Source organism: Streptomyces rishiriensis (assembly GCF_030815485.1).
In the GTDB taxonomy this organism is placed as follows: Bacteria; Actinomycetota; Actinomycetes; order Streptomycetales; family Streptomycetaceae; genus Streptomyces; species Streptomyces rishiriensis_A.
Map to the genome: position 1 here is coordinate 73149 of NZ_JAUSWV010000002.1, position 21571 is coordinate 94719.

Annotated in this window: 13 protein-coding genes; 3 read left to right on the forward strand and 10 right to left on the reverse strand. The window is 69.5% G+C overall.

The genetic code is table 11. The features are described from left to right. Positions 1–74: 74 nt before the first annotated feature. The 3 genes from ccrA to QF030_RS02655 are packed head-to-tail and all read left to right on the forward strand — an operon-like array spanning position 75 to position 3348. Positions 75–1433, forward strand: a complete 1359-nt coding sequence (gene ccrA, locus QF030_RS02645) for a crotonyl-CoA carboxylase/reductase (protein WP_307161016.1) — start codon at positions 75–77, stop codon at positions 1431–1433. Positions 1434–1435: 2 nt separating this feature from the next. Next, positions 1436–2473 carry a 3-oxoacyl-ACP synthase III family protein gene (locus tag QF030_RS02650; protein ID WP_307167449.1) on the forward strand — a complete coding sequence of 346 codons (1038 nt, stop codon included), beginning with the start codon at positions 1436–1438 and terminating at the stop codon, positions 2471–2473. Further along, positions 2470–3348: a 3-hydroxybutyryl-CoA dehydrogenase gene (locus QF030_RS02655; RefSeq protein ID WP_307161017.1), complete on the forward strand. Its 879-nt coding sequence runs from the start codon at positions 2470–2472 to the stop codon at positions 3346–3348. The genes QF030_RS02650 and QF030_RS02655 overlap by 4 nt, the downstream gene beginning before the upstream one ends. Positions 3349–3404: 56 nt before the next feature. Here the strand turns inward: QF030_RS02655 and QF030_RS02660 are convergent, their stop codons facing one another. From QF030_RS02660 to QF030_RS02705, 10 genes are all read right to left on the reverse strand, one after another. Next, positions 3405–4160, reverse strand: coding sequence for an HAD-IA family hydrolase (locus QF030_RS02660; RefSeq protein WP_307161018.1), 756 nt, complete (start codon positions 4158–4160; stop codon positions 3405–3407). 7 nt (positions 4161–4167) lie between these two features. Beyond that, positions 4168–5253 carry a Gfo/Idh/MocA family protein gene (locus QF030_RS02665; protein WP_307161019.1) on the reverse strand — a complete coding sequence of 362 codons (1086 nt, stop codon included), beginning with the start codon at positions 5251–5253 and terminating at the stop codon, positions 4168–4170. Continuing rightward, positions 5250–6410: a 3-amino-5-hydroxybenzoate synthase gene (rifK, locus tag QF030_RS02670; RefSeq protein ID WP_307161020.1), complete on the reverse strand. Its 1161-nt coding sequence runs from the start codon at positions 6408–6410 to the stop codon at positions 5250–5252. The genes QF030_RS02665 and rifK overlap by 4 nt, the downstream gene beginning before the upstream one ends. Positions 6411–6631: 221 nt before the next feature. Beyond that, on the reverse strand, positions 6632–6769 hold the full coding sequence (locus QF030_RS02675; protein ID WP_307161021.1) for a hypothetical protein: 138 nt from the start codon (positions 6767–6769) through the stop codon (positions 6632–6634). After that, a complete protein-coding gene (locus QF030_RS02680; protein ID WP_307161022.1) occupies positions 6766–6966 on the reverse strand; it encodes a hypothetical protein in 201 nt (66 codons plus the stop codon). The genes QF030_RS02675 and QF030_RS02680 overlap by 4 nt, the downstream gene beginning before the upstream one ends. A 162-nt stretch (positions 6967–7128) precedes the next feature. Then, positions 7129–8535, reverse strand: coding sequence for a 3-deoxy-7-phosphoheptulonate synthase (locus QF030_RS02685; RefSeq protein WP_307161023.1), 1407 nt, complete (start codon positions 8533–8535; stop codon positions 7129–7131). Continuing rightward, a complete protein-coding gene (locus QF030_RS02690) occupies positions 8532–9530 on the reverse strand; it encodes a 3-dehydroquinate synthase family protein (protein WP_444875785.1) in 999 nt (332 codons plus the stop codon). Before QF030_RS02690 ends, QF030_RS02685 begins: the two co-directional genes overlap by 4 nt. A 275-nt stretch (positions 9531–9805) precedes the next feature. Then, positions 9806–10573, reverse strand: coding sequence for an arylamine N-acetyltransferase family protein (locus QF030_RS02695; RefSeq protein ID WP_307161025.1), 768 nt, complete (start codon positions 10571–10573; stop codon positions 9806–9808). A gap of 227 nt (positions 10574–10800) precedes the next feature. After that, entirely contained in the window at positions 10801–16122 is a 5322-nt protein-coding gene (locus QF030_RS02700; protein ID WP_307161026.1) for a type I polyketide synthase, read from the reverse strand. A 33-nt stretch (positions 16123–16155) separates the two neighbouring features. Next, positions 16156–21549, reverse strand: a complete 5394-nt coding sequence (locus QF030_RS02705; RefSeq protein WP_307161027.1) for a type I polyketide synthase — start codon at positions 21547–21549, stop codon at positions 16156–16158. Between the last annotated feature and the right edge of the window lie 22 nt (positions 21550–21571).

Consider the following 21571-nt stretch of genomic DNA (forward strand, 5'->3'; position numbering starts at 1 on the left):
GCGGGGTGAGGGCCGAGCCCGACCCAGAAAAACCGATCGTTTCACCAGCCTCACATGGCTTGACGAGGAGCCCGATGATGTCACTCTCCGATGCAATACGTGCCGGTGCCGGCCCGCAGGAACTGGCCGCCGCGGAAGTACCGGCGGAGTTCCTCGCCGCGCACCTGCGGATCGAGGACGAGAAGATCTTCGAGGGGATCGAAGGCGACCGCGACGTGCGCAAGACCCTCCACGTGGGCACGGTGCCGATGCCGGAACTCGCGCCCGACGAGGTGCTGATAGCCGTCATGGCCAGCTCCATCAACTACAACACGGTCTGGTCCGCGACCTTCGAACCGTTGTCGACCTTCGGCTTCCTCCAGGCCTACGGGCGCCAGGGCGGCTGGGCGAAGCGGCATGACCAGCCCTTCCACGTCCTCGGCTCGGACGCCGCCGGAGTGATCGTCCGCGCCGGTTCCGGCGTGCGGCGCTGGCGGGTCGGTGACCACGTGCTGGTCAACGCGGCCTGTGTCGAGGACCAGGAGGCGTCCGTCCAGGCCGACGGGATGCTCAGCGAGAACCAGCTCGCATGGGGCTTCGAGACCAACTACGGCGGCCTCGCCCACTACACCATCGCCCGGGCCAGCCAGTTGATCCCCAAGCCGGCACACCTGACCTGGGAGGAGGCCGCCTCGGTCCCGGCCTGTGCCGGAACCGCCTACCGGATGCTGGTCAGCGACCGCGGCGCACGGATGAAGCAGGGGGACGTGGTCCTGATCTGGGGCGCGTCCGGCGGACTGGGAGCCTACGCCGTTCAGTTGGTGAAGAACGGCGGCGGCATCGCCGTCGGAGTCGTCGGCTCCGAGGAGAAGGCGCGAGTGGCGCGCGCCCTCGGCTGTGACCTGGTGATCAACCGTGAGGAGTACGGCTTCGGCAGTGACGCCGGCGACGAGCCGGCGGTCGCGCTGGCGCAGGGGAAGCGGCTGGGCCGGCTCATCCGTGACGGCGTGGGCGAGGATCCGCACATCGTCTTCGACCACGTGGGCCAATCCACCTTCGGTATCTCGGTGTTCCTCGCGCGGCGCGGAGGCACCGTGGTGACCTGCGGTTCGAGCACCGGCTACCAGCACCGGTTCGACAACCGCTATCTGTGGATGCGGCTCAAGCGCATCATCGGCAGCCACGTGGCGAACCTCCAGGAACAGGTCGACACCGCACGACTGTTCGGCCAGGGATCGCTGGTGCCCGCACTGACCTCGCTGTTCCCGCTGGAGGAGGCCGGCGTGGCGACCCGGCTGGTGCAGCTCAACCAGCACATCGGCAAGGTGGGCGTGCTCTGCCTGGCCGACCGTCCGGGCCTGGGTGTGACCGACCCCGAGCGGCGCGCCCGGATCGGCGAGGACCGACTGACCCTGATGCGCGCGTACGCGCACGACAGCGGGCGGGCGGCGTGACCATGGAAAGGGAACAGGGGTACGTCACATCCGTGCTGGGGACCGGCTCCTACCTGCCCGAACGGGTGGTGACCAACGAGGAGATCGAGGCCCGGGTACCCGGTGCCTCCGCCGAGTGGATCGCCGACCGGACCGCCATCGTCGAACGGCGGTACGCGGCACCGGACGAGGCAGCGTCCGACCTCGCCGTCCACGCCGCGCGCGCCGCCTTGGACCAGGCCGGACTGGACGCGGACGGCATCGACTTCATCATCGTCGCCACGACGACCGGTGACGCCCCGATCCCCTCCACCGCGTCACTGGTGCAACTGGCGCTCGGCGCCCACCGGGCCGCCTGTTTCGACGTCAACATCGCCTGCACGGGGTTCGTCACCGCGCTGTCCATCGCCCGGGCGTACGGGGCGCTGGACTCGACGACGAAGGTCCTGGTCATCGGCACCGACGTGTGGACCCGGTTCATCGACTTCGACAACCGGGCGACCAGTGTTCTGTTCGGGGACGGAGCCGGGGCCGCGGTCATCGGCTCCGTCCCGCATGCGCCCGGCGATCCGGAACGCGGCCTGCTGAAGGTCGAGTTGGTGAGCCGGGCCGAGTCCCACGAGCTGATCAGCATGCCGGCCGGGGGCAGCCGCCGTCCCGCCTCCGTCGAGACGGTCGCGGACGGGGGCCACCTGCTGAGCATGCAAGGCCGGGGGGTGCGCGATTTCGTCCTGGACAACGTCCCGGGCCTCATCGCCGGGCTGCTCAAGCGCTCCGGCTACGAACCGGCCGACGTGCAGCACTTCGTGCCGCACCAGGCCAATGGCCGGCTGGTGGCGGAACTGGCCGAGGTCAGTGGCCTGGAGCGGGCGGACACCCATCTGCCGTTGCGTCACAGCGGCAACATCGGTTCCGCGTCGGTGCCGGTCGCACTTGACGCGGCCAACCGTTCCGGCGTGCTACGGGACGGCGATCTGGTGCTCCTGGCGGGCTTCGGCGCGGGTATGGCTGCCGGTGCCGCCCTGCTGCGCTGGACCGTGACCGAGGGCGGGACTCGATGAGGACGACGGTGGAACGACTGGGCGTGATCGGTGGCGGGACGATGGGCGCAGGCATTGCCGAGGTGAGCCTGCGCGCCGGGGTGGAGGTGACGGTCCTGGTCTCCGCCCCGCACCGGATCGAGGACGCGGTCGGACGGCTGACGGCCGCGTTCGCCCGCGCGGTGGCCAAGGGCCGGATGACGGTGCCGGAGCAGGCGGCGGCCATGGCCGGGTTGCGGGTCACCGCCGATGTCGAGAACCTCGCGGACCGGCAGTTCGTCGTGGAGGCCGTGGCCGAGAGACTCGATGTGAAACGACGGGTGTTCAAGGCGGTGGACGGGGTGCTGGCCGACCCTGCGGCCGTCCTGGCCTCGACGACCTCCAGCCTGCTGGTCGGCGATCTGGCGGACGCCACCGGCAGAGCCGGGTCCGTGGTGGGCATGCACTTCTTCAATCCCGTACCGCTGATGCCCCTGGTCGAGGTGGTGGTGACGGACCGCACCTCGCAACAGTGCGCCGCGTCGGCCGAGTCCTTCGCCAGGGACACCCTCGGCAAGGAGGTGATCCGCACCGCTGACCGAAGCGGGTTCGTGGTCAACGCCCTGCTCGTGCCGTATCTGATGGCGGCGGTCAGGATGTACGACCAGGGCATCGCCGACGCCGACGACATCGACCGGGGAATGGTGCTGGGCTGCGGACATCCCATGGGTCCGCTTGCGCTGCTCGATCTGATCGGGATCGACACGATCACCGACGTGGCCCGCTCGATGGCGGAGAACTCCGCCGACCTGGTCCCCGAGCTGCCCCTTTTGCTCACCCGGATGGTCCGGGAGGGCAGACTGGGCCGCAAGACGGGCCACGGCTTCCACCGGTACGACGATTCCTCCGGATCCTGACCCGCCGACCGACCCGATCACGGTCCGGCCGGGCACGGACCTTTCCCCATGTCGCTTTAGTCCCCTAGGCGCCTCGATCGTCCATTGGGGCAGAGTTCAGTCGGTTCGGCCCCGTGGACGGCCGGGACGACCGGGCAGAGGACGAGCAGGTCGGCGGGCCGTTGCAGGACGATGTCAGGGCCGGCGGCGAGCAGTCCGATCTCGTCGTGGCAGCCCCAGAGTGCGGCTGCGGCGGTGACGTCGGCGCCGTGGGCGCTGGCCAGGTCGGTGGGGGCGTCGCCGATCATGATGGCCCGGTCTGCGGGAACGTTGAGGAGTTCGAGCGCGCGTCTGACGATGTCGGGGGCGGGCTTGGGCCGGGGCACCTCGTCTGAGCCGATGACGTGGGCGAAGTACGGAAGCAGGCCGAGGACGCCGAGCAGGGACCGGGCGCGCTCGCCTGCCTTGCCGGTGGCGATGGCTAGCCGGAGGCCGCGCTCGTTCAGCATCCTCAGCACATCGACAACACCGTCGTACACCTGAACCTGGTGGGCGAGCCGGTAGCTCTCACGGACGAAGGGCTCCTCCATCTCCAGCGGAAGGCCCATGATCCGCATGATGTCGGGAAAGTAGCGGCCCTGATGGCGCTGGTACTCCTCGAAGGGCGCCGCGCCCGGGCCGACGACCTCGGCGTAGGCGAGGGAGAAGGCCTCGCCCATCACGGCGAAGCTGTCGACGACAACTCCGTCGAGATCGAAGATGACTGCTTGTCTGGAGCCTGGGGAGTGCTGTTCGGAGGTCGTTGCCGCGTGGTGTTCCGACCCTGTGGTCATGCGGTCCTCACCTGTGGGGGGCGAATTGGGGCGCGTGGTCCGCAGGTCGCGCGGCGCGGGCCGATGCGTAGAAGCTTTCGACCAGCTGGACGGTGTTACGGGCCTGGGCGACGGCCACGCCGCGTCGGCCCGGGTCGGCCAGGAGCCCGGCGAGGCCGTCGAGCTGGCGTCCGTACTCGGTGCCGATCGGCTCGGCGGGCAGCGGGATCTGCTGTGTGGTGCCTTCCCGGGTGAGGGTGAGCACCCGTTCGGGGGCCCGGTTGGGACTGAAGCCGAAGGTGCAGTGCAGCCGTGCCGTTCCCTTGCTGCCCTCGATGGTGATGACGGAGGCGTCCAACGCCTCGTGCGAAGCCCAGCTGGCTTGTAACGAGACCGAGATGCCGTCCTCGCGGAGCAGGAAGCCTCGGGCGGTGTCCTCGACGTTGCCGGCCGGGACGTCGGTGGGCTGGTCCTCGCGCCAGGTAGCGGACCAGGCACCGCTGCTGACGAAGTCGTCGGAGACCGAGCCGATCACCTGGGTGACGGGGGCGGGGCCGAGGAGGTAGGTGAGGACGTCGAGCAGGTGCCAGCCGAGGTCGACGAGTACACCGCCACCGGACTTGCTGCGCTGGGTGAACCAGCCGCCGGGCTGCGGCACGCCGCGCGCCCTGACCCAGGCCAGGGTGACATGGCGGATCCGGCCAACCTGGGGCAGCAGCTCGGCAAGCTTTTGTACGTCGCCGCGGTGGGCGGCGGCGCTGCCGGCGAGCAGTATCCCGCCGTTCTGTTCGGCCGCGGCGAGGGCGTCCGCCTCGGCGGTGGTCAGGCAGACCGGCTTCTCCAGGAAGACGGAGATCCTGCGGCGGAGCAGGGCGGCCGCTACCTCGGCGTGCAGATGGTTGGGTACGGCGACGACGGCGATGTCGACCGTGCGGGGGCCGAGGGCGTCCATGGTGGTGTGGGCGGGCACGCCCATCGCCACGGCGGCTGCCCGGGAGGCCGGGTCGGGGTCGACGGCGGCGACCACCTCGAAGTCCTCGTGCTCGCTCAGCAGTCGGAGCCACAGCTCGCGGCCTGCCCAGCCGAGCCCGACGACGGCAGCCCGGACCTTCATCGTGCGGCCACCGCGTCGGCGATGATCTCGGCCGTGGTGTGGAGGGCTTCCTCGGAGGCGAGCAGCACCCGGTGGTGCAGCCAGATGCAGTCGGTGCTGATCGTCTCCGTGTGCGGGCACCTTGCGGCGAGTTCGTCGACGGTGGCGTCGGGCGCGGCCGTCTCCCAGAACGCGTCGGTGCGGTAGATCGCCCGGAAGGCGGCGAAGGCAGGCAGCCCGGCCCCGACGAGCGTGTCGACCAGGGCGTTGCGGCCCTCCTCGGAGATGCCGGGGATCCGGAACATGGCCATGTAGTGAGACTTCCGGTCGGCGCGCGCATCGCCCCCCTGGGGCACGACGCCGTCGATCTCGCCGAGCAGCCGGGACAGCAGTGTCCAGCGCTGATCGCGCAGCGTGAGCTGGGCGTCGAGGCGGCGCAGCTGGGCGCGGAGCACGGACGCAGAAAATTCGTTGAGCCGCATGTTGGTGCCGGCCGTCTGGTGCATGTAGCGGCGGTCGGTGCGCGGCCGGCCACAGCTGTGCCGCAGGAAGGCGGCCTCGTACGTCTCCTCGTCGGGGAAAAGCAGTGCACCACCCTCGCCGGCGGTCATCAGCTTGCCGTTCTGGAAGCTGAACGCGGCGACCGTACCCAACTCGCCCACCCGCTTGCCCTGCCAGCGGGCACCGTGCGCATGGGCAGCGTCCTGCAGCAGGGGCACGCCGGTGTCCGCGGAAAGCTTGTCGAGCGCGTCCATGTCGGCGACGAGCCCCGCCATGTGCACGGGCATGATCACCTTGGTGCGAGGGGTGACGGCGCGCGCTGCGGCAGCCACGTCGATGTTGTACGTGTCGAGATCGACGTCGACGGGGACGGCGACCGCGCCGAGCCGCTGAGCGGCCTGGGACGAGGAAATGAAAGTGAAGGCCGGCACGATGACCTCCGTGCCCGGACCGACACCCAGACACTGCAGCGCCAACTCCAGGGCATGGGTGCCGTTGGTGACGGCCAAAGCATGCGGGGCACCATGGAAGTCGGCGAACTCACTCTCGAAGGAGTCCACTTCCGACCCGCCCATGCGCCACCACTGACCCTGCTCCAGAGCCCGGATCAGGCCGGTGCGCTCGCCGTCGTCGTACTGCGGCCACGAGGGAAACTCTGGTGCCGGTCGCGCGTTCATGTATCTCCACATCTCCACTTCGGACATTTCTCGGCCGATGGCCGACGGACGGCATAAAGCGGGCGGGGCACGTGGCCGACGGAAGGTTCCACCTCGAGGATCAGACCCAAGAGTGCGACTTTCACGGTAGGCACCGGGCTCACCACCCCGCATCCCCCGGTCTGGTAGCCGTCTGTCGGGGTGGGGGTCGGCTGGACGTGAAAGCGTGGCGGGTGTGTGCGTCAGCCGGTCCTGGGTGCGCTCAGGCCGAAGACTTCGCAGTAGGACCCCACTTGACCGTTCAGCATGTGGATGCCGTGGTGGACGTGGTGGCCGAGGGCGGCGGCCTGCCGCAGCAGGGGCGTCTCGTGGGGTTTCATGATGATGTCGCCCACCACCGCTGCGGGCGGGAGGGCTTCGGGCGGAACGGCAGTGGGTCGCTGGATCGCAGTCCGAGCGGGGTCACGTTGACCGCGAGATCGCTGACCTCCAGGGGCAGTTCGGCGACGGCGTGGATCCGGCCGGGCCAGTACGTGGCGAGTCGGCCGACAAGCGTGTCCAGTTCGGGGTCGGTCACGGCGATCCGGTCTGCGCCAGCCGTCAGCAGCGCGGACGCGATGGCGCTGCCCGCCCCGCCAGCCCCGGCGAGCGCGACCCGCTTGCCTCGTATCTCACGCGATCACCGCGTACAAGCGGGTGGTGCCGCTGATCGGGGCCCGCGGCGGGGTGGCGGTGTTGGTCATCGCGGGTTCCGGGGGCCGGCGGAGGTGACCTGCTGGCTAGCCGGCCGGATGGCCTCTGCGAGCAGATCGGCGACGGTGGAGGCCAGTTCCATGGACTGTTCCTCATTCAGGCGAGGGTCGCAGGCGGTACGGTAGCGGGCCGACAGGTCAGCCTCACCGAGGCCGCGGGGCCCGCCCAGGCACTCGGTGACGTCCTCGCCGGTCGCCTCCAAGTGGAGGCCGCCGGGGTGAGTGCCGAGGGTGCGGTGGACGTCGAAGAAGCCGTTGATCTCCGCGATGATGTCGTCGAAATGGCGGGTTTTGCGGCCATCCGGCGTCGTGCGGGAGTTGCCGTGCATCGCGTCGCACTGCCAGACCACCTGGTGGCCGGTTGCGGTGACCTTCTCCACGATCGGCGGCAGCACCTCGCGGACCCGGGAGTGGCCCATCCTGCTGATCAGCGTCAGCCGCCCGGGCGTGGCATAGGGGTCGAGCCTGCGGACGTACTCGACGGCTTCTTCCGGGGTTGTGCTGGGGCCGATTTTCACCCCGATGGGGTTGGCGAGCAGTTCGGCGACGGCGAGGTGCGCGTCGCCGAGGCCTCGCGTGCGCTCGCCGATCCAGAGGAAGTGTGCGAGTGGGCTGACGAGCAGCGGTTCCGGACCGGTGGTGAACCCGGCGGTGTGGAGCGGGGCACATTCGTAGTCGAGCAAGAGCATCTCGTGGCCCACATAGATCTGTTCGCCGCTCAGGCCCTGTTCGCGCCCGATCTCTTCGGCGGTGCGGACCGAGCGGCCGCCGCCGGGGGTGCCTCGCAGGTACGAGGGGAGGCCGGTGTGCGGGTTCGCCGGCTCCTGTGCGTACGCCCGGCGGGCGAGCGTCATCGCGCGAGCCGCGTGCCCGTGGGCGCGCAGCATCCTGTCCGGGTCACAAGTGCGTGCGGCAAGGGTGCGTTCGGCGGAGTTGACCATGTCACCCCGGTAGACCGGCAAGCCGTCCGCGTCGACGGACTGTGAGCGCGGCTTCGCGTACTGTCCGGCCATACGGGCGAGGGGAACCACCGGCAGCCCGGCGGCGTGGGCAAGGAGCAGCGACATACGCTTCAGGAGACCGAGGTTGGCTCGCAGGTGCGATTCGGTGGTCTCGGCGAAGGTTTCCGCGCAGTCCCCGCTCTGCAGCAGGAATGCCTGGCCGCGGGCGACCGCCGCGAGCTGCTCGGAGAGCTGTGCCGTCTCGGACTCGGCCACGATCGGGGGCGCGGTGCGCAGCAGTTCCACCACTGTCCGGGCCTGGGCCGGGTCCGGCCACTCGGGCTGCTGCGCCGCGGGTCTGTCCAGGGCCGCGGCGAGGCGGTCCGCGAGCCTCGGCTCCCGCGTGTTCCTGCCCCGGACCTCGCCGTGCGCTGCCTCTGATGAGCGCGTCATGCCAGCGGGGCTCCCGTTCCGTGGCAGCCTGCCGGCTCGATGAGTTGCCCGAGTGGCTGTCGTGGCATGCGCTCCAGGACCTCGGCGACGACCTGTTCGGACACGTCGTGGACCAGCTCCGCTCCCCCGAGCCCGTCGAGGACGAAGGCGAGGCCGGTGAGCGCCTTCTTGTCCCGGCGCATCAGGCGGATCAGCTCGGCCGTCTCGATCCCCTCGGGCAGCGCGGTGGGCAGGCCGTAGAACTCGACGACCTCCCGGTGCTCCGCCACCCGCCCGGGACCGATCCGGTCCAGGGCCCCGGCGAGCAGGCCCGCGAAGATCGTGCCGATCGCGACGGCCTCGCCGTGGCGGAGCGCAAAGCCGCCGGCCAGCTCCAGGGCGTGGCCCAGAGTGTGGCCGTAGTTGAGGATGTGTCGCAGGCCGGTGTCCCGCTCGTCGGCCGAGACGACGCCGGCCTTGAGCCTCACGCTGGCCGCGATGCGCTCCGCGAGGCCGAGCCCGCGCAGGTCACCGGCACCGATGAAGTGGCAGCGGGCGATCTCACCCAGGCCGTTGAGCATCTCACGCCGGGGCAGGGTGGACAGGTAGTCGGTGTCGCACAGCACGGCGGCGGGCTGCCAGTAGGCGCCCACCAGGTTCTTACCAGAGGGCAGGTTGACCGCCGTCTTGCCGCCGACACTCGCGTCGACTTGGGCCAGCAGCGTGGTCGGCAGATGTACCACTGGCACGCCCCGGTGGTACAGGGCGGCGGCCAGGCCGACGACGTCGGTGGTGGTTCCGCCCCCGCAGGAGACGACCGCGTCGTTGCGTGTGAGGCCGAAGCGTACGAACTCCGCGCACAGGGCCTCGACGGTGGCGAGGTTCTTGTCCGGCTCACCGTCCCGGGCGGGCAGCAGCACGGTCTCCACTCCCGTGTCAGGCACCCATTCCGCGGGCCGGGCCGACACGACGGCGACCCGCCGGGCGCCGAGGCCCTGGATCACTTCGGCCAGCATGGAACGCACCCCAGGGCCGATCAGCACATCGTAGGAACGTTCGCCTATGTGGACCGGTATCTGTTCTCTCACTCCGCCTCACTCTGTCCTGTGGAAGCCGGTGATACGCCGGGGCGGCCGCCCCGCCGGGGTCTTCAGCAGACGGTCCGCCGTCTGAACCCTGGGTGCGACCGAGGCCGCTGCTGACCGGAGGTCCGGCTGTGCACGGCGGGGTCGGCTGAAGCTTTCGCGAGCATCTCCGGCCTTTCCGCAAGCGGTCGTGGTGGTTCGTCTGCTCAGCTCCAGTAGGTGCTGACGATCTTTTCGAGCTCGTTCTCGTCCCGGATGAGACGAAGCCGCTCCTCGCCGTCCTCAACGGACAGGAAGAGGTTCGCGGTGAGCGTGACCTGCCCGTTGTCGATCACCCGTCGGCGGCGCCGCGGGTGCGCCGCCATCTCGTCCAGCGGCAGGGCGTCGCGCCAGCGGGCCCAGTCCGCGGTGGTACGCGTCTCCGGCAGGAAGCGGTAACTGTCGCGCCAGCTTTTGGCGCGGGTCTTGTACTCGAGGAAGTAGTGCTTCTCCCGACGGGTCAACCGGAACTCGATGCCGTCCTGCACCACGGTCTCTCCGGAGAACGGCAGCGGCTCCACGATGGAGATGCCCGCGTGCCCGGCGTCGGCGAGCCAGTCCTCACCGTCGATGGTGACGCGCATGACCATGTGCTCGATGTCAGGGCCCCACACTCCCCCCGGCAGGAGGGTGGCTGCGGCCAGCACCTGCACGTCGAAGCCCAACTCGACGAGGAGCCGATGGAACATGAAGTTCAATTCGACGCAGATGCCGCCCCGGCCGCTGAGCACGATCGTCTCGAAGGCCGGGTCAAGGTCGAAAGACGCCTGGGCCAGGCCGAGGGCGTCGCCACTGCTGTTCAGGTCCAGGGCGTAACCACTGTCGTAAGGGATCCGCATCTGGTGCTCGCGGTGGATCTTCCGCAGGGTCGCCAGGCTTGCGTCGGGCGTTCCCGAGAAGCCGAGGTGCTCCAGATACTTGTCCTTGTCGAACATGCTTTGTCTCCTTGGGTGTTCGTCGTCGGCGAGTGGCGGAGCGGGTAGATCGGTGACCGGTGCGCCGGCCGTGCTGCGTACCGGTCGGGTTCACGGTGGGCTGGTCCCGTCGTCCGCACGTCACTAAGGGAGGTTGAGATCACGGGCCGGAGTTGCCCCGGTCTGACGTACGATCAACTCCCGGCTGGACGTCCGCATTGTCAGATTCCGGCAGGGTGGCGGGTCGGTCATTGATCTCCGCGCACCATGCGTGGAGTGTCCTCCGGCGAGCCCACGGGGGATTCGAGGCGTTCCAGCAGATCCTCGGCGGCCAGTTCCGCGGTGGGGTACTCGAAGGCGAAGGTGGCCGGGATGCGGACGCCGGTGAGCGCCGACAGCCGGTTCCTGAGTTCGATGGCGGTCAGAGAGTCGAAACCGATGTCGAAGAAGGAAAGGTCCGGTCCGATTTCGTCCGCAGACACGTAGCCGAGGATCGTGGCGACCTCGCGCTGGACCAGGTCGACCAAGATCTTTACTCGCTGGTCCGGGGACGCCTCGGCCAGCCGATCTGCCAGCGTGTCGGCCCCGGTCGCCCCATCACGGGCGGGCCGCCGACTGACGCGGATGAGGCCGCGCAGCAGTGGGGGGACGGATGCGGAGTTGGCCTGGTCCCATATCGCCTCGAGTTCCATCTTCGTCAGGACCTGAACAGCGTCACGGTCAAGCAGCGCGAGGTCGAACAGCTCCATGCCCTCTTGCGCCGTGAGTTCGGTGCTGTTCCAGCGGTCGAAACGCTTCAGCTCGACCTCAGCGAGTTTGTCCAGCGCGTCCGATCCCTGCCCCCACCATCCCCACACCAGTGAGGTCGCCGGCAATCCGGAAGCATGACGGCGTACAGCTAGCGCGTCGAGGTAGGAGTTCGCGGCAGCGTAGTTGCCCTGACCCGCTGAACCGAAGATCCCCGAAAGAGAGGAGTACAGGACGAAGGCCGCGAGGTCGAGATCGCGCGTGAGTTCATCCAGAATGTGTGCCGCATCGGCCTTCGGACGGAGCACCGCATCGAGCTGTTCGGGCGTCAGGGACGTCACCACACCGTCATCCAGCGCTCCGGCTGCGTGGATCACTGCGGTAAGGGGGGTGTCCTTGGGAACCGAGCCCAGAAGCGCGACCATGGAGTCTCGATCGGACACATCGCACGCTACGACTCGGACGAGCGCCCCGAGCCCCTCGAGTTCGGCTTCCAACTCGGCCGCGCCCGGTGCGTCCGGTCCCCTCCGGCTGACCAGGATGAGGTTTCTGATCTTGTGCTTGGAAGCCAGGTGCCTGGCCGCCAGGCGACCCAGCCTGCCCGTACCGCCGGTGATCAGGACCGTGCCCTCGGGGTTCAGTGGACGGCCATGGGCATCGGCGGGGGCGGCCTTGACGAGCCTCGGCACCGCCACCGCGCCTCTGCGAAGTGCCACCTGAGGCTGCCCGGACGCGAGTACATCGGGCAGGCGACGGGCTGACGCCTCCGTGCCGTCCGTGTCGACCAGGAGGATGCGGCCCGGGTTCTCGGACTGTGCCGAACGCAGCAAGCCGGCAGCCGTCGCAACGGCCAGATCGGGAGCCGGGTCCCCGTCCTGGACGACCGCACCGGCCTGTGTGAGAGCGACGAGAGGAGTGTCCTGGAAGGCGGGTTCTGCGAGCCACGCCTGGACGACTTCCAGCACTCGCCCGGTGAGATCCCGGACGGCGGCGAGGTCCGTACGTCCGTTCCCGGCCACATCGAGGAGGAACATGCCGGGGGGCGTTCCGGCCACGGCACGAACGTCCTCGGCAGTTGTCACGGGTACGACGTTCAGCTCGTCATGCACGCTCCTGACGGAGATAGGCTCCCAGGCCACACGGAACATCTGCTCCTTGGACGCACCCGATCCGACCCGCAGCAGTTCCGGAACCACCGGTCGCAAGACCATCGAGTCGACGGCAGCCACTGGTGCGCCGAACGCGTCGGCCAGGCGCAAACGGATCGTGTCGCGGGCGAGCGGTGTGAGGTGAACCCGCAGTGTGGAGGTTCCGACGGCGTGCAGTCTGACGTCGCGCCAGACAAATGGCAGCGCCAGCTTCGGGCTCTCGCCGGCCATGTCGGTGCGGAAGGCACAGGCGTGCATGGCCGCGTCCAGGAGGGCCGGGTGCAGCCCGTAGTCATCACCCGTGCCTGCTGCCTCGGGCAGTGAGACCTCGGCGAACACCTCCTCGCCGCGCGTCCATGCCCCGCGCAGGCCCCGAAAGGCCGGACCGTAGCCGTATCCCGCCTGTGCCATGCCGTCGTAGGCGTGGGCGAGTACGTCCGGGTCGACGGCGGTGGCGCCGGGCGGCGGCCATTGGGTGAGGTCGAAATCGGCCCCACCCTCTTCCGGCACCAGGCGCCCGGAGGCATGACGGGTCCAGCTCCCACGTGGACCGGCTTCCTCCCAGCGGGAGTGGATCTGGACGGTGCGGTGGCGAGATTCGTCAGGCTCACCCACCCACACACGTACCTGGACACCGCCGCTCTCGGGCAGCAGCAGGGGGCGCTCGATAACCAGTTCGCCGACCAGGCTGCACCCGATCTCGTCGCCGGCGCGGACCGCGAGTTCCACGAAGGCGGCTCCGGGCACGAGGACGACTCCGGCGGCCGCGTGGTCGGCGAGCCAGGGGTGCGTGCGCAGCGACAGCCGGGAAGTGAACAACACGCCGTCCGAGCCGGGGATCTCGGTGACCGCGCCGAGCAGGGGATGGTCCGCCGCCTCGAGACCGAGGCCTGGTGCGTCCCCACCGGAGTCTGCCGGATCCAACCAGTAGCGCCGGCGCTGAAAGGCGTACGTGGGCAGATCTACGGGCCGCTCAGTACCGTGGCCGAGGACGGCCCCCCAGGAGACCTGAACGCCGTGGGTGTGCAGGTGGGCCAGCGAGGCGAGGAACCTGCGTGGGCCGCCCTCGTCGCGGTGCAGCGACCCGGTGACGACAGCGGGTGCCTGGAGCTCCTCCAGCACGTCCTGGACGCTCGACGCCAGCACAGGGTGCGAGCTGACCTCGATGAACACTCCGTGTCCATCACCGGCCAGGGACCGAATGGCCGGGTCGAACTGCACGGTCTGCCGCAGGTTGCGATACCAGTACTCAGCGTCCAGTTCCGTGGTGTCCTGGAGTCGCCCGGTCACCGTGGAGAACAGCGGCACGCGCGAAGGCCCGCCGGAGACCCCAGTAAGTGCCTCAAGGAAAGGGTCGCGCAGCACTTCCATCTGTGAGGAGTGTCCGGCGGCGTTGGCCCCGTGAATCCTGCGGGCGTGGATGCCCTCGGTCTTGCACCGGGCGAGCAGCTCTTCCAGGGCGGGCAGTTCACCGGTCACGACCACTGAGGAGGGTCCGTTGACCGCGGCGATCTCCAGGCCCGGCAACTCCTCGACCAGCACGGAGGCGGCCTTGACACCGGCAACGAGGGACGCCATGCCTCCGCGTCCCGACAACTCGGCACGGATGACCTTGGCCCGGTACACCACGAGGCGGGCGGCGTCCGGAAGGGACAGCGCACCGGCGAAGCAGGCAGCGGCGATCTCGCCCTGGGAATGACCCACGACCGCATCCGGGACGACCCCGCACGCTTCCCACAGCGCGGCAAGCGACAGCATCAGTGCCCACGACACCGGCTGCACGACGTCGAGGTCCTCAAGGGACCGGGCGCCCTCTGCCTGCCGCACCACATCCAGCAACGACCAGCCGGTCAGCGGGTCAAGCGCCTCGGCGCACTCGGCCATGCTGGTTGCAAACACGGGCGACGCCTCAAGCAGTTCCCTTCCCATGCCCGCCCACTGTGCGCCCTGGCCGGGGAACACAAAGACAGTCCGGCCTACTACGCTCTCGGCCGTTCCCCTGACGACACCGGTCGCGGACTCACCGCCGACCACGGCGTCCAATGCAGCCAGCGCCTCTTCCCGGTTCTCGGCGAGCACGATCGCACGGTCGGGGAGAAGACCCCGGCTCCGCACCAGCGACCGGCCGACGTCGAGCAGATCCAGCTCTTGACGTTCCCTCAGGAACGAACCAAGGCGCCGGGCCTGACCGGCGAGACCCGCCTCGCCACGGGCCGAGAGGACCAGTGGCACAACCGAGTCGCTCAGCGCGCGCGCCTTCTCGTCGGACGGGTTCACGGATGTCCGCTCGGGCGCCTGCTCCAGGATGACGTGCGCGTTGGTGCCGCTGACGCCGAAGCCGGAGACCCCCGCCCGACGAGGACGGCCGATCTCGGGCCACTCGTGCGCCTCGGTCAGCAACTCAACCGCTCCAGCAGACCAGTCAACCTGAGGCGTGGGCTCGTCCACGTGCAAAGTCTGCGGCAGCACACCATGCCGCATGGCCATCACCATCTTGATCACACCAGCGACGCCTGCCGCATGGCCCGCGTGTCCGAGGTTCGACTTCACTGAACCGAGCCACAGCGGCAGTCCGGGGTCACGGCTTTGACCATAGGTGGCGAGTAGGGCCTGTGCCTCGATCGGGTCGCCCAGGGGGGTTCCGGTGCCGTGCGCCTCGACGATGTCGACATCGGCGGACGACAAACCAGCGGTAGCGAGTGCCTGGCGGATCACCCGCTGCTGCGAGGGCCCGTTCGGCGCGGTGAGTCCGTTGGACGCGCCATCCTGGTTCACCGCAGTGGCCCGTACGACGCCGAGAATCTCATGTCCCTCACGGACGGCATCGGAAACCCGCTCCAACAGCAGGACGCCCACACCCTCGGCAGAGTTCGTTCCATCTGCGGATGCCGCAAACGCCTTGCACCGGCCGTCCTTCGCAAGAGTCCGCATACGCGAGGCCAACACCAAGCCAGCGGGAGTGCACATCACGCTGGAGCCCCCGGCCAGCGCCAACGACGACTCGCCCGAACGCAGGGACTGCACTGCCATGTGCAGGGCTACCAGGGACGACGAGCAGGCCGTGTCGACCGTGACTGCGGGCCCCTCGAACCCGAGAGTGTAGGAAACCCGTCCCGACAGGACGCTCGCCAAGCCGCCGGTCATCAGGTAGCCCTCGAGCTCGTCGGGGACGCTGTGGAAACCGGTGGCGTAATCGTGCCCGCCCACGCCGGCGAACACGCCGACGTTCTTGCCACGCAGAGTAGCCGGGTCTATGCCCGCCCGTTCGATCGCCTCCCACGACGTCTCCAGCATCAGACGCTGCTGCGGGTCCATGACCAGCGTCTCGCTTTGTGAGATGCCGAAGAAACCGGCGTCGAACTCGCCCACGTCGTGCAGGAACCCGCCTTCCCGTACATAGGTCGTGCCGGCGCGATCGAGTTCCGGGTCGTAGAGGTTCTCAAGATCCCAGCCCCGGTCGGTGGGGAATGCGCCGACTGCGGAACGACCATCGGCGATCAACTCCCACAACTCTTCAGGTGACGACACCCCACCGGGGAACCGGCACGCCATGCCCACGATGGCGATCGGTTCAGTGAAGCTGTCGCGGATCTTCTTGTTCTCGTTCTCCAACTGCTCGTTCTCGATCAGTGAAGCCCGCAGCGCTTCGACAAGCTTTGCCTCTGAGCTGGTCATTCCCTGTCTCCCTTCGTTCCGGTCGCGCGTCCGCTACTGCTTCCGGGCTTTCCTCATTGCGCGCTCCACCAGGTCGTCAACGCCCATCTCCTCGATCAGCAGCTTGCCGTCCTGCTTCGGTTCGGCGGCGTCCGGCGCTGTGGCACCTTCACCACCGGAGCTCGCCACCAGTTGCAGGAGCTTCTCCATGAGCCCGAGTTCCTGGAACCGGGACAGAGGCGTGGTGACCAGGACCCTCCGGATCTCGTCCTCCCGACCCGCCAACTCGGAGGCGGCCTCAGGGCACAGTTCCGCGAGCAGACGGCGCATCAGGCTCCGGGGTGTGGGATGGTCGAAGATGATCGTGGCAGGGAGGCGGATCCCTACGAGTCCGGTGAGTCGGTTGCGGAGTTCAACGGCCAGCATCGAGTCGAAGCCGACCTCCCGGAAAGCCCGGTCGGCGTCGACCTTGCCGGGTGCTGAATGGCCCAGGACCACAGCGACCTCGCGCCGGATCAGATCCAGCAGCATCTGCTCCCGCTGGACCGGGAGCGTGGCGGCCAGCTGTTCAGCGAGGCCGCCCCCACGGGGGGCCACGTGCCGAGCGGTGCGACGGCCGGCACGCACGAGGCTCCGCAGCAGTACGTGTACGGGTTCGGACGCGGCTTGGGCGCGCAGCGCGGCGTAGTCCGGCTTGGCCGCCAAGAGCACCGCGTCGCCTGACTGCAGCGCCGCGTCGAACAGCGCCAGACCCTCCTGGCTGGAGTGTGCCACCAGGCCCTGCGCCATCCTCCGCTGATTGGCCATGCCCAGGTTGGCGCTAGTGCCGGTCTGGTCCCAGACCCCCCATGCGAGGGAGGTGCCGGGCAGGCCGGAGCGGTGGCGGTGGAGGGCGAGGGCGTCCAGGGAGGCGTTGGCGGCGGCGTAGTTGCCCTGGCCGGGGTTGCCGAGGACTCCGGCGGCGGAGGAGAAGAGGACGAACGCCGCAAGATCGGCGTCCCGGGTCAGTTCGTGCAGGTGCAGTGCGGCGTCGAGTTTCGGCCGCAGGACGGTGTCGAAACGGTCCGGGGTCAGGGCGGTGACCACGCCGTCGTCGAGGACTCCGGCGGTGTGAACGACGGCGGTGAGCGGGTGTGCATCCGATATCGCGGCCAGGAGCGCCCCGACAGCGTCCCGGTCGGCGGTGTCGCACGCCGTGATGGTGACGGTCGTCCCGAGATCGGTCAGTTCCTCGTACAGCGCCGCCGCCCCCTCGGCATCCGGTCCGCTCCGGCTGGCCAGCAGCAGGTGCCGTACGCCGTGTTCCGTCGCCAAGTGCCGGGCGACGAGACGGCCGAGCGTCCCGGTCCCGCCCGTGACAAGGACGGTGCCGTCAAGGTTGAGCCCGCGCCGGGTACCTTCGGCAAGCGGGGCGCGCCGGAGGCGGGGGGCGAAGGCCACGCCACCGCGCACACGGACTCGGGGCTCGCCCGTGGCCACCGCGAGCCGCACGGCCTGCACGGCGTTCACGGCCGCCGAGTGCTCCGAGGCCGCCGCACTGCCGCGGTGCCCGGCATGGCCGCTCTCGACAAGGACGATACGGCCCGGGTGCTCCGACTGCGCCGAACGCAGCAGGCCCGACACGGCGGCAACGGTGAGATCGTCCTCGGCGTCCGGGATCATCACGACGAGGCGGGTGTGCGCCAGGGCCGGTGCCGCCAGCCATGCCTGGACCACGGCCAACGCGGCGGCGACGGCCTCGCGCGGGCCGGCGGGCGCCCGCCCCGCCTCATACACCAGAAGGCCCGGCACCGCTGCCCCGTCCGCCGCGAGGGCAGCAACGTCCTCGGCATCGACGACGGTCGCCGTAGTGCCGGCGTCCTCACTCATCTCACCTGCCAAAAGGGGAAGCTCAACCCAGTCGACCAGGAACAGGGCGCCAGGGGCCGACGCGTCCTCGGTCTCTGCCTCTTCGGGCGAAAACGGCTCGGCGACAACGGCATCAGCGGTCAGCACCGGCACGCCGGTGGCGTCCATCAGCTCAAGACGGGTCTCGCCAGTGACGCTATGGGCCGTGCGGACCCGCACCGCCGCCGCACCAGAGGCCAGCAAGGCCACCCCGCTCCACCGGGTAGCGATCACGTCCTCATCAGGGAACGCCGTTCGGACCGCCGCGTCGAGCAGTGCCGGGTGCAGGCCGTAGCGGTCGGCATCACCGACTGCCTTGTCGAGGGCCACATCGGCTGCGGGAGCGTTTTTCGGCCACGCGCCACCGGAAGCGGACGGGGTCACCGGGCCGGGCACCAACGTGCCGTGCGCGTGGTGGGTCCACATCGCGTCCAGAGCGGCGTTGTCCGGGCGGGAGTACACCTCGACCGGCCGCCGCCCCTGCTCGTCGGCCTCCCCGACGGTCATCTGTACGGCTCTGCCGCCACGCAGCGGCAACAGCACGGGCCGGTCCACGGTCAGCTCCTCGACCACCGGGCAGCCGACCTCGTCACCGAACCGGATGGCCAGCTCCACCAACGCCGCGCTCGGCACGACGACGACATCACCGACGATGTGATCACCCAGCCACGGGTGCGCGTCCACCGACCACCGCGAGGTGGTCAGGAAACCGCCGGAGTCCGGCCGACCGACGATCGCCCCGATAAGCGGATGACCGCCGGCGGCCTGACCGAGCGCGACAGCATCGACAGCAGGAGTGGAACGCAGCCAGTAATGCTGACGATCGAAGGCATACGTCGGCAGATCGACCTGGGCGGCGGCACTGGCCGGGAGGACACGGGTCCAGTCGACGGGGACGCCTCGGACGAACAGTTCGGCCATTGAGGTCAGCAGTCGGCGCGGGCCGCCATCGTCACGGCGCAGCGACCCGGCCACCACGGCCTCTGTGTCGGCCTGGTCCACGATCTCGCTGACCGGCTGGACCAGGACGGGGTGAGCGCTGGACTCTACGAAGACGGTGTAGCCGTTGCCCAGGAGGTCGGCGATCGCGGGACCGAAACGGACCTGGCTACGCAGGTTCCGATACCAGTACCCGCCGTCAAGGACACCCGCCTCCCGCGCCCACTCCCCCGTCACCGTCGAGTAGAAAGGAACCAGCGGTGCCTGAGCACGGATGTCGGAGAACGCCTCGCCCAGGATCTCCTCGATCGCCTCGACATGCCGGGTGTGGGAGGCGTAGTCCACCGCCACCCGACGCACCCGCACACCATCCGCCGCAAGAACCTCCAGCGCCTCGTCGAGAGCCTCGGCATCACCGGCGATCACCACCGAGGACGGACCGTTGACCGCCGCCACCTCCACCCGGCCGGCCCACCGCTCGATACGGCCGGCCACTTCGGTCTCGGACAGCGCCACCGACGCCATACCGCCCCGGCCCGCCAGACTGCCCGCGATCACCTGGCTGCGTACCGCCACAATGCGAGCAGCGTCCTCCAGCGACAACACACCCGACACACACGCCGCGGCGATCTCACCCTGCGAATGACCGACCACCGCATCCGGCACCACACCCACCGACGCCCACACCGCCGCCAGACCCACCATCACCGCGAAACTCGCCGGCTGCACCACATCCACCCGCTCCAGCAGCGCAGCCGGAACATCCCCCCGCAACACATCCACCAACGGCCAGTCCACCCACCCCTCGAGCGCCGCCGCGCACTCAGCGATCCGCTCCGCGAACACCGGTGAGGAATCGAGGAGTTCACGACCCATGCCCACCCACTGCGAACCCTGCCCCGGAAAGACGAACACGACCTTTCCCGCCCCGCCCAGAGCCGACACGCTGCCAGTGACCACACCGGGATGAGACTCACCCCGCGCCAGCGCACCAAGCCCCGCCAACGCCTCAGCACGCGAACCCACCACCACCGCACGCTCGGACAACATCGCCCGCTGAGCGACCAACGCACCCGCCGCATCCAGCAGCGACACCTCACTCGACTCAACAAAGGACGCCAACCGCCCGGCCTGGCCCGCCAGGGACCCGGCACTCCTCGCCGACACCACCAGCGGCACCGCACCCTCATCGGTCCCCGCCAGCCCAGGCCCGACAGGCTCCGGCACTGCGGGCTGCTCTTCCGGGGCCTGTTCCAGGATCAGGTGCGCGTTGGTCCCACTGACACCGAAGGACGACACACCAGCGCGGCGTGGCCGGCCGGTGTCGGGCCACTCCCGCGACTCGGTCAGCAGCTCGACCGCGCCCGCGGTCCAGTCCACCTTCGCCGACGGGGCATCGACATGCAGCGTGGGCGGCATGACCCCGTGCCGCAGCGCCTGCACCATCTTGATCACACCAGCCACCCCCGCCGCAGCCTGGGTATGACCGATGTTCGACTTCAACGATCCCAGCCACAACGGCCGGTCCTCGGGCCGGTCCTGCCCGTAGGCGGCGATCAGCGCCTGCGCCTCGATCGGATCACCCAGAACCGTCCCCGTCCCATGCCCCTCCACCACATCCACATCCGCCGGCGAAAGACCCGCATTGGCAAGCGCCTTACGGATCACCCGCTGCTGCGACGGACCGTTCGGCGCCGTCAGACCATTCGACGCGCCGTCCTGATTCACCGCGCTGCCACGGATCACCGCGAGCACCCGATGCCCACGCCGCCGGGCCTCCGACAACCGTTCCAGAACCACCACCCCGACGCCCTCGGCCCAACCGGTGCCGTCCGCGGCGTCCGCATACGACTTACACCGGCCGTCCAAGGACAGTCCGCCGTGGCGCGAGAACGCCTCGAACGCCCCCGGCGTCGCCATCACCTTGGCGCCGCCCGCCAGCGCCAGCGAGCACTCTCCCTGCCGCAGCGCCTGCGCCGCCAGATGGATCGCGACGAGCGAGGACGAACACGCCGTGTCCACCGTCACCGCCGGACCCTCGAAACCGAACACATACGACACCCGGCCCGAGGCCACACTCGACGCCGCCCCCGTGCCGATACCCCCCAGCTCTGAATGCACGTTGCCACCCGCGAAGTAGTCGGCGCCCATGACGCCGGAGAACACCGCGACCTCTTGGCCCTTCAACGTCCCCGGGTCGATCCCGGCCTGTTCCAACGCCTCCCACGAGGTCTCCAGCAGCAACCGCTGCTGCGGATCCATCGCCAGCGCCTCACGCGGCGAGATCCCGAAGAAACCCGCGTCGAACTCCGCCGCGTCATACAGGAACCCGCCCCGGGGCACGTAGGGGGTGTCGGCCTGGCCCGGAGCGGAGTCGAACAAGCCCTCCAGATCCCAGCCACGATCAGACGGAAAACCGGACACACCGTCCCGGCCCTCGCTGACCAGCCGCCACAAATCCTCCGGACCCGCCACACCACCGGGCAGACGACACGCCATACCCACCACCGCAACCGGCTCCCCGGAGGCCTCCAAGAGCTGGCGGTTCTGCTTCTTCAGCGAGCCGACCTCTTCGAGCGATGCTCGGAGCGCCTCGACGACCTTTTCATAAGGAGCACTCACTTGAAATCCCCAACCATCAGGT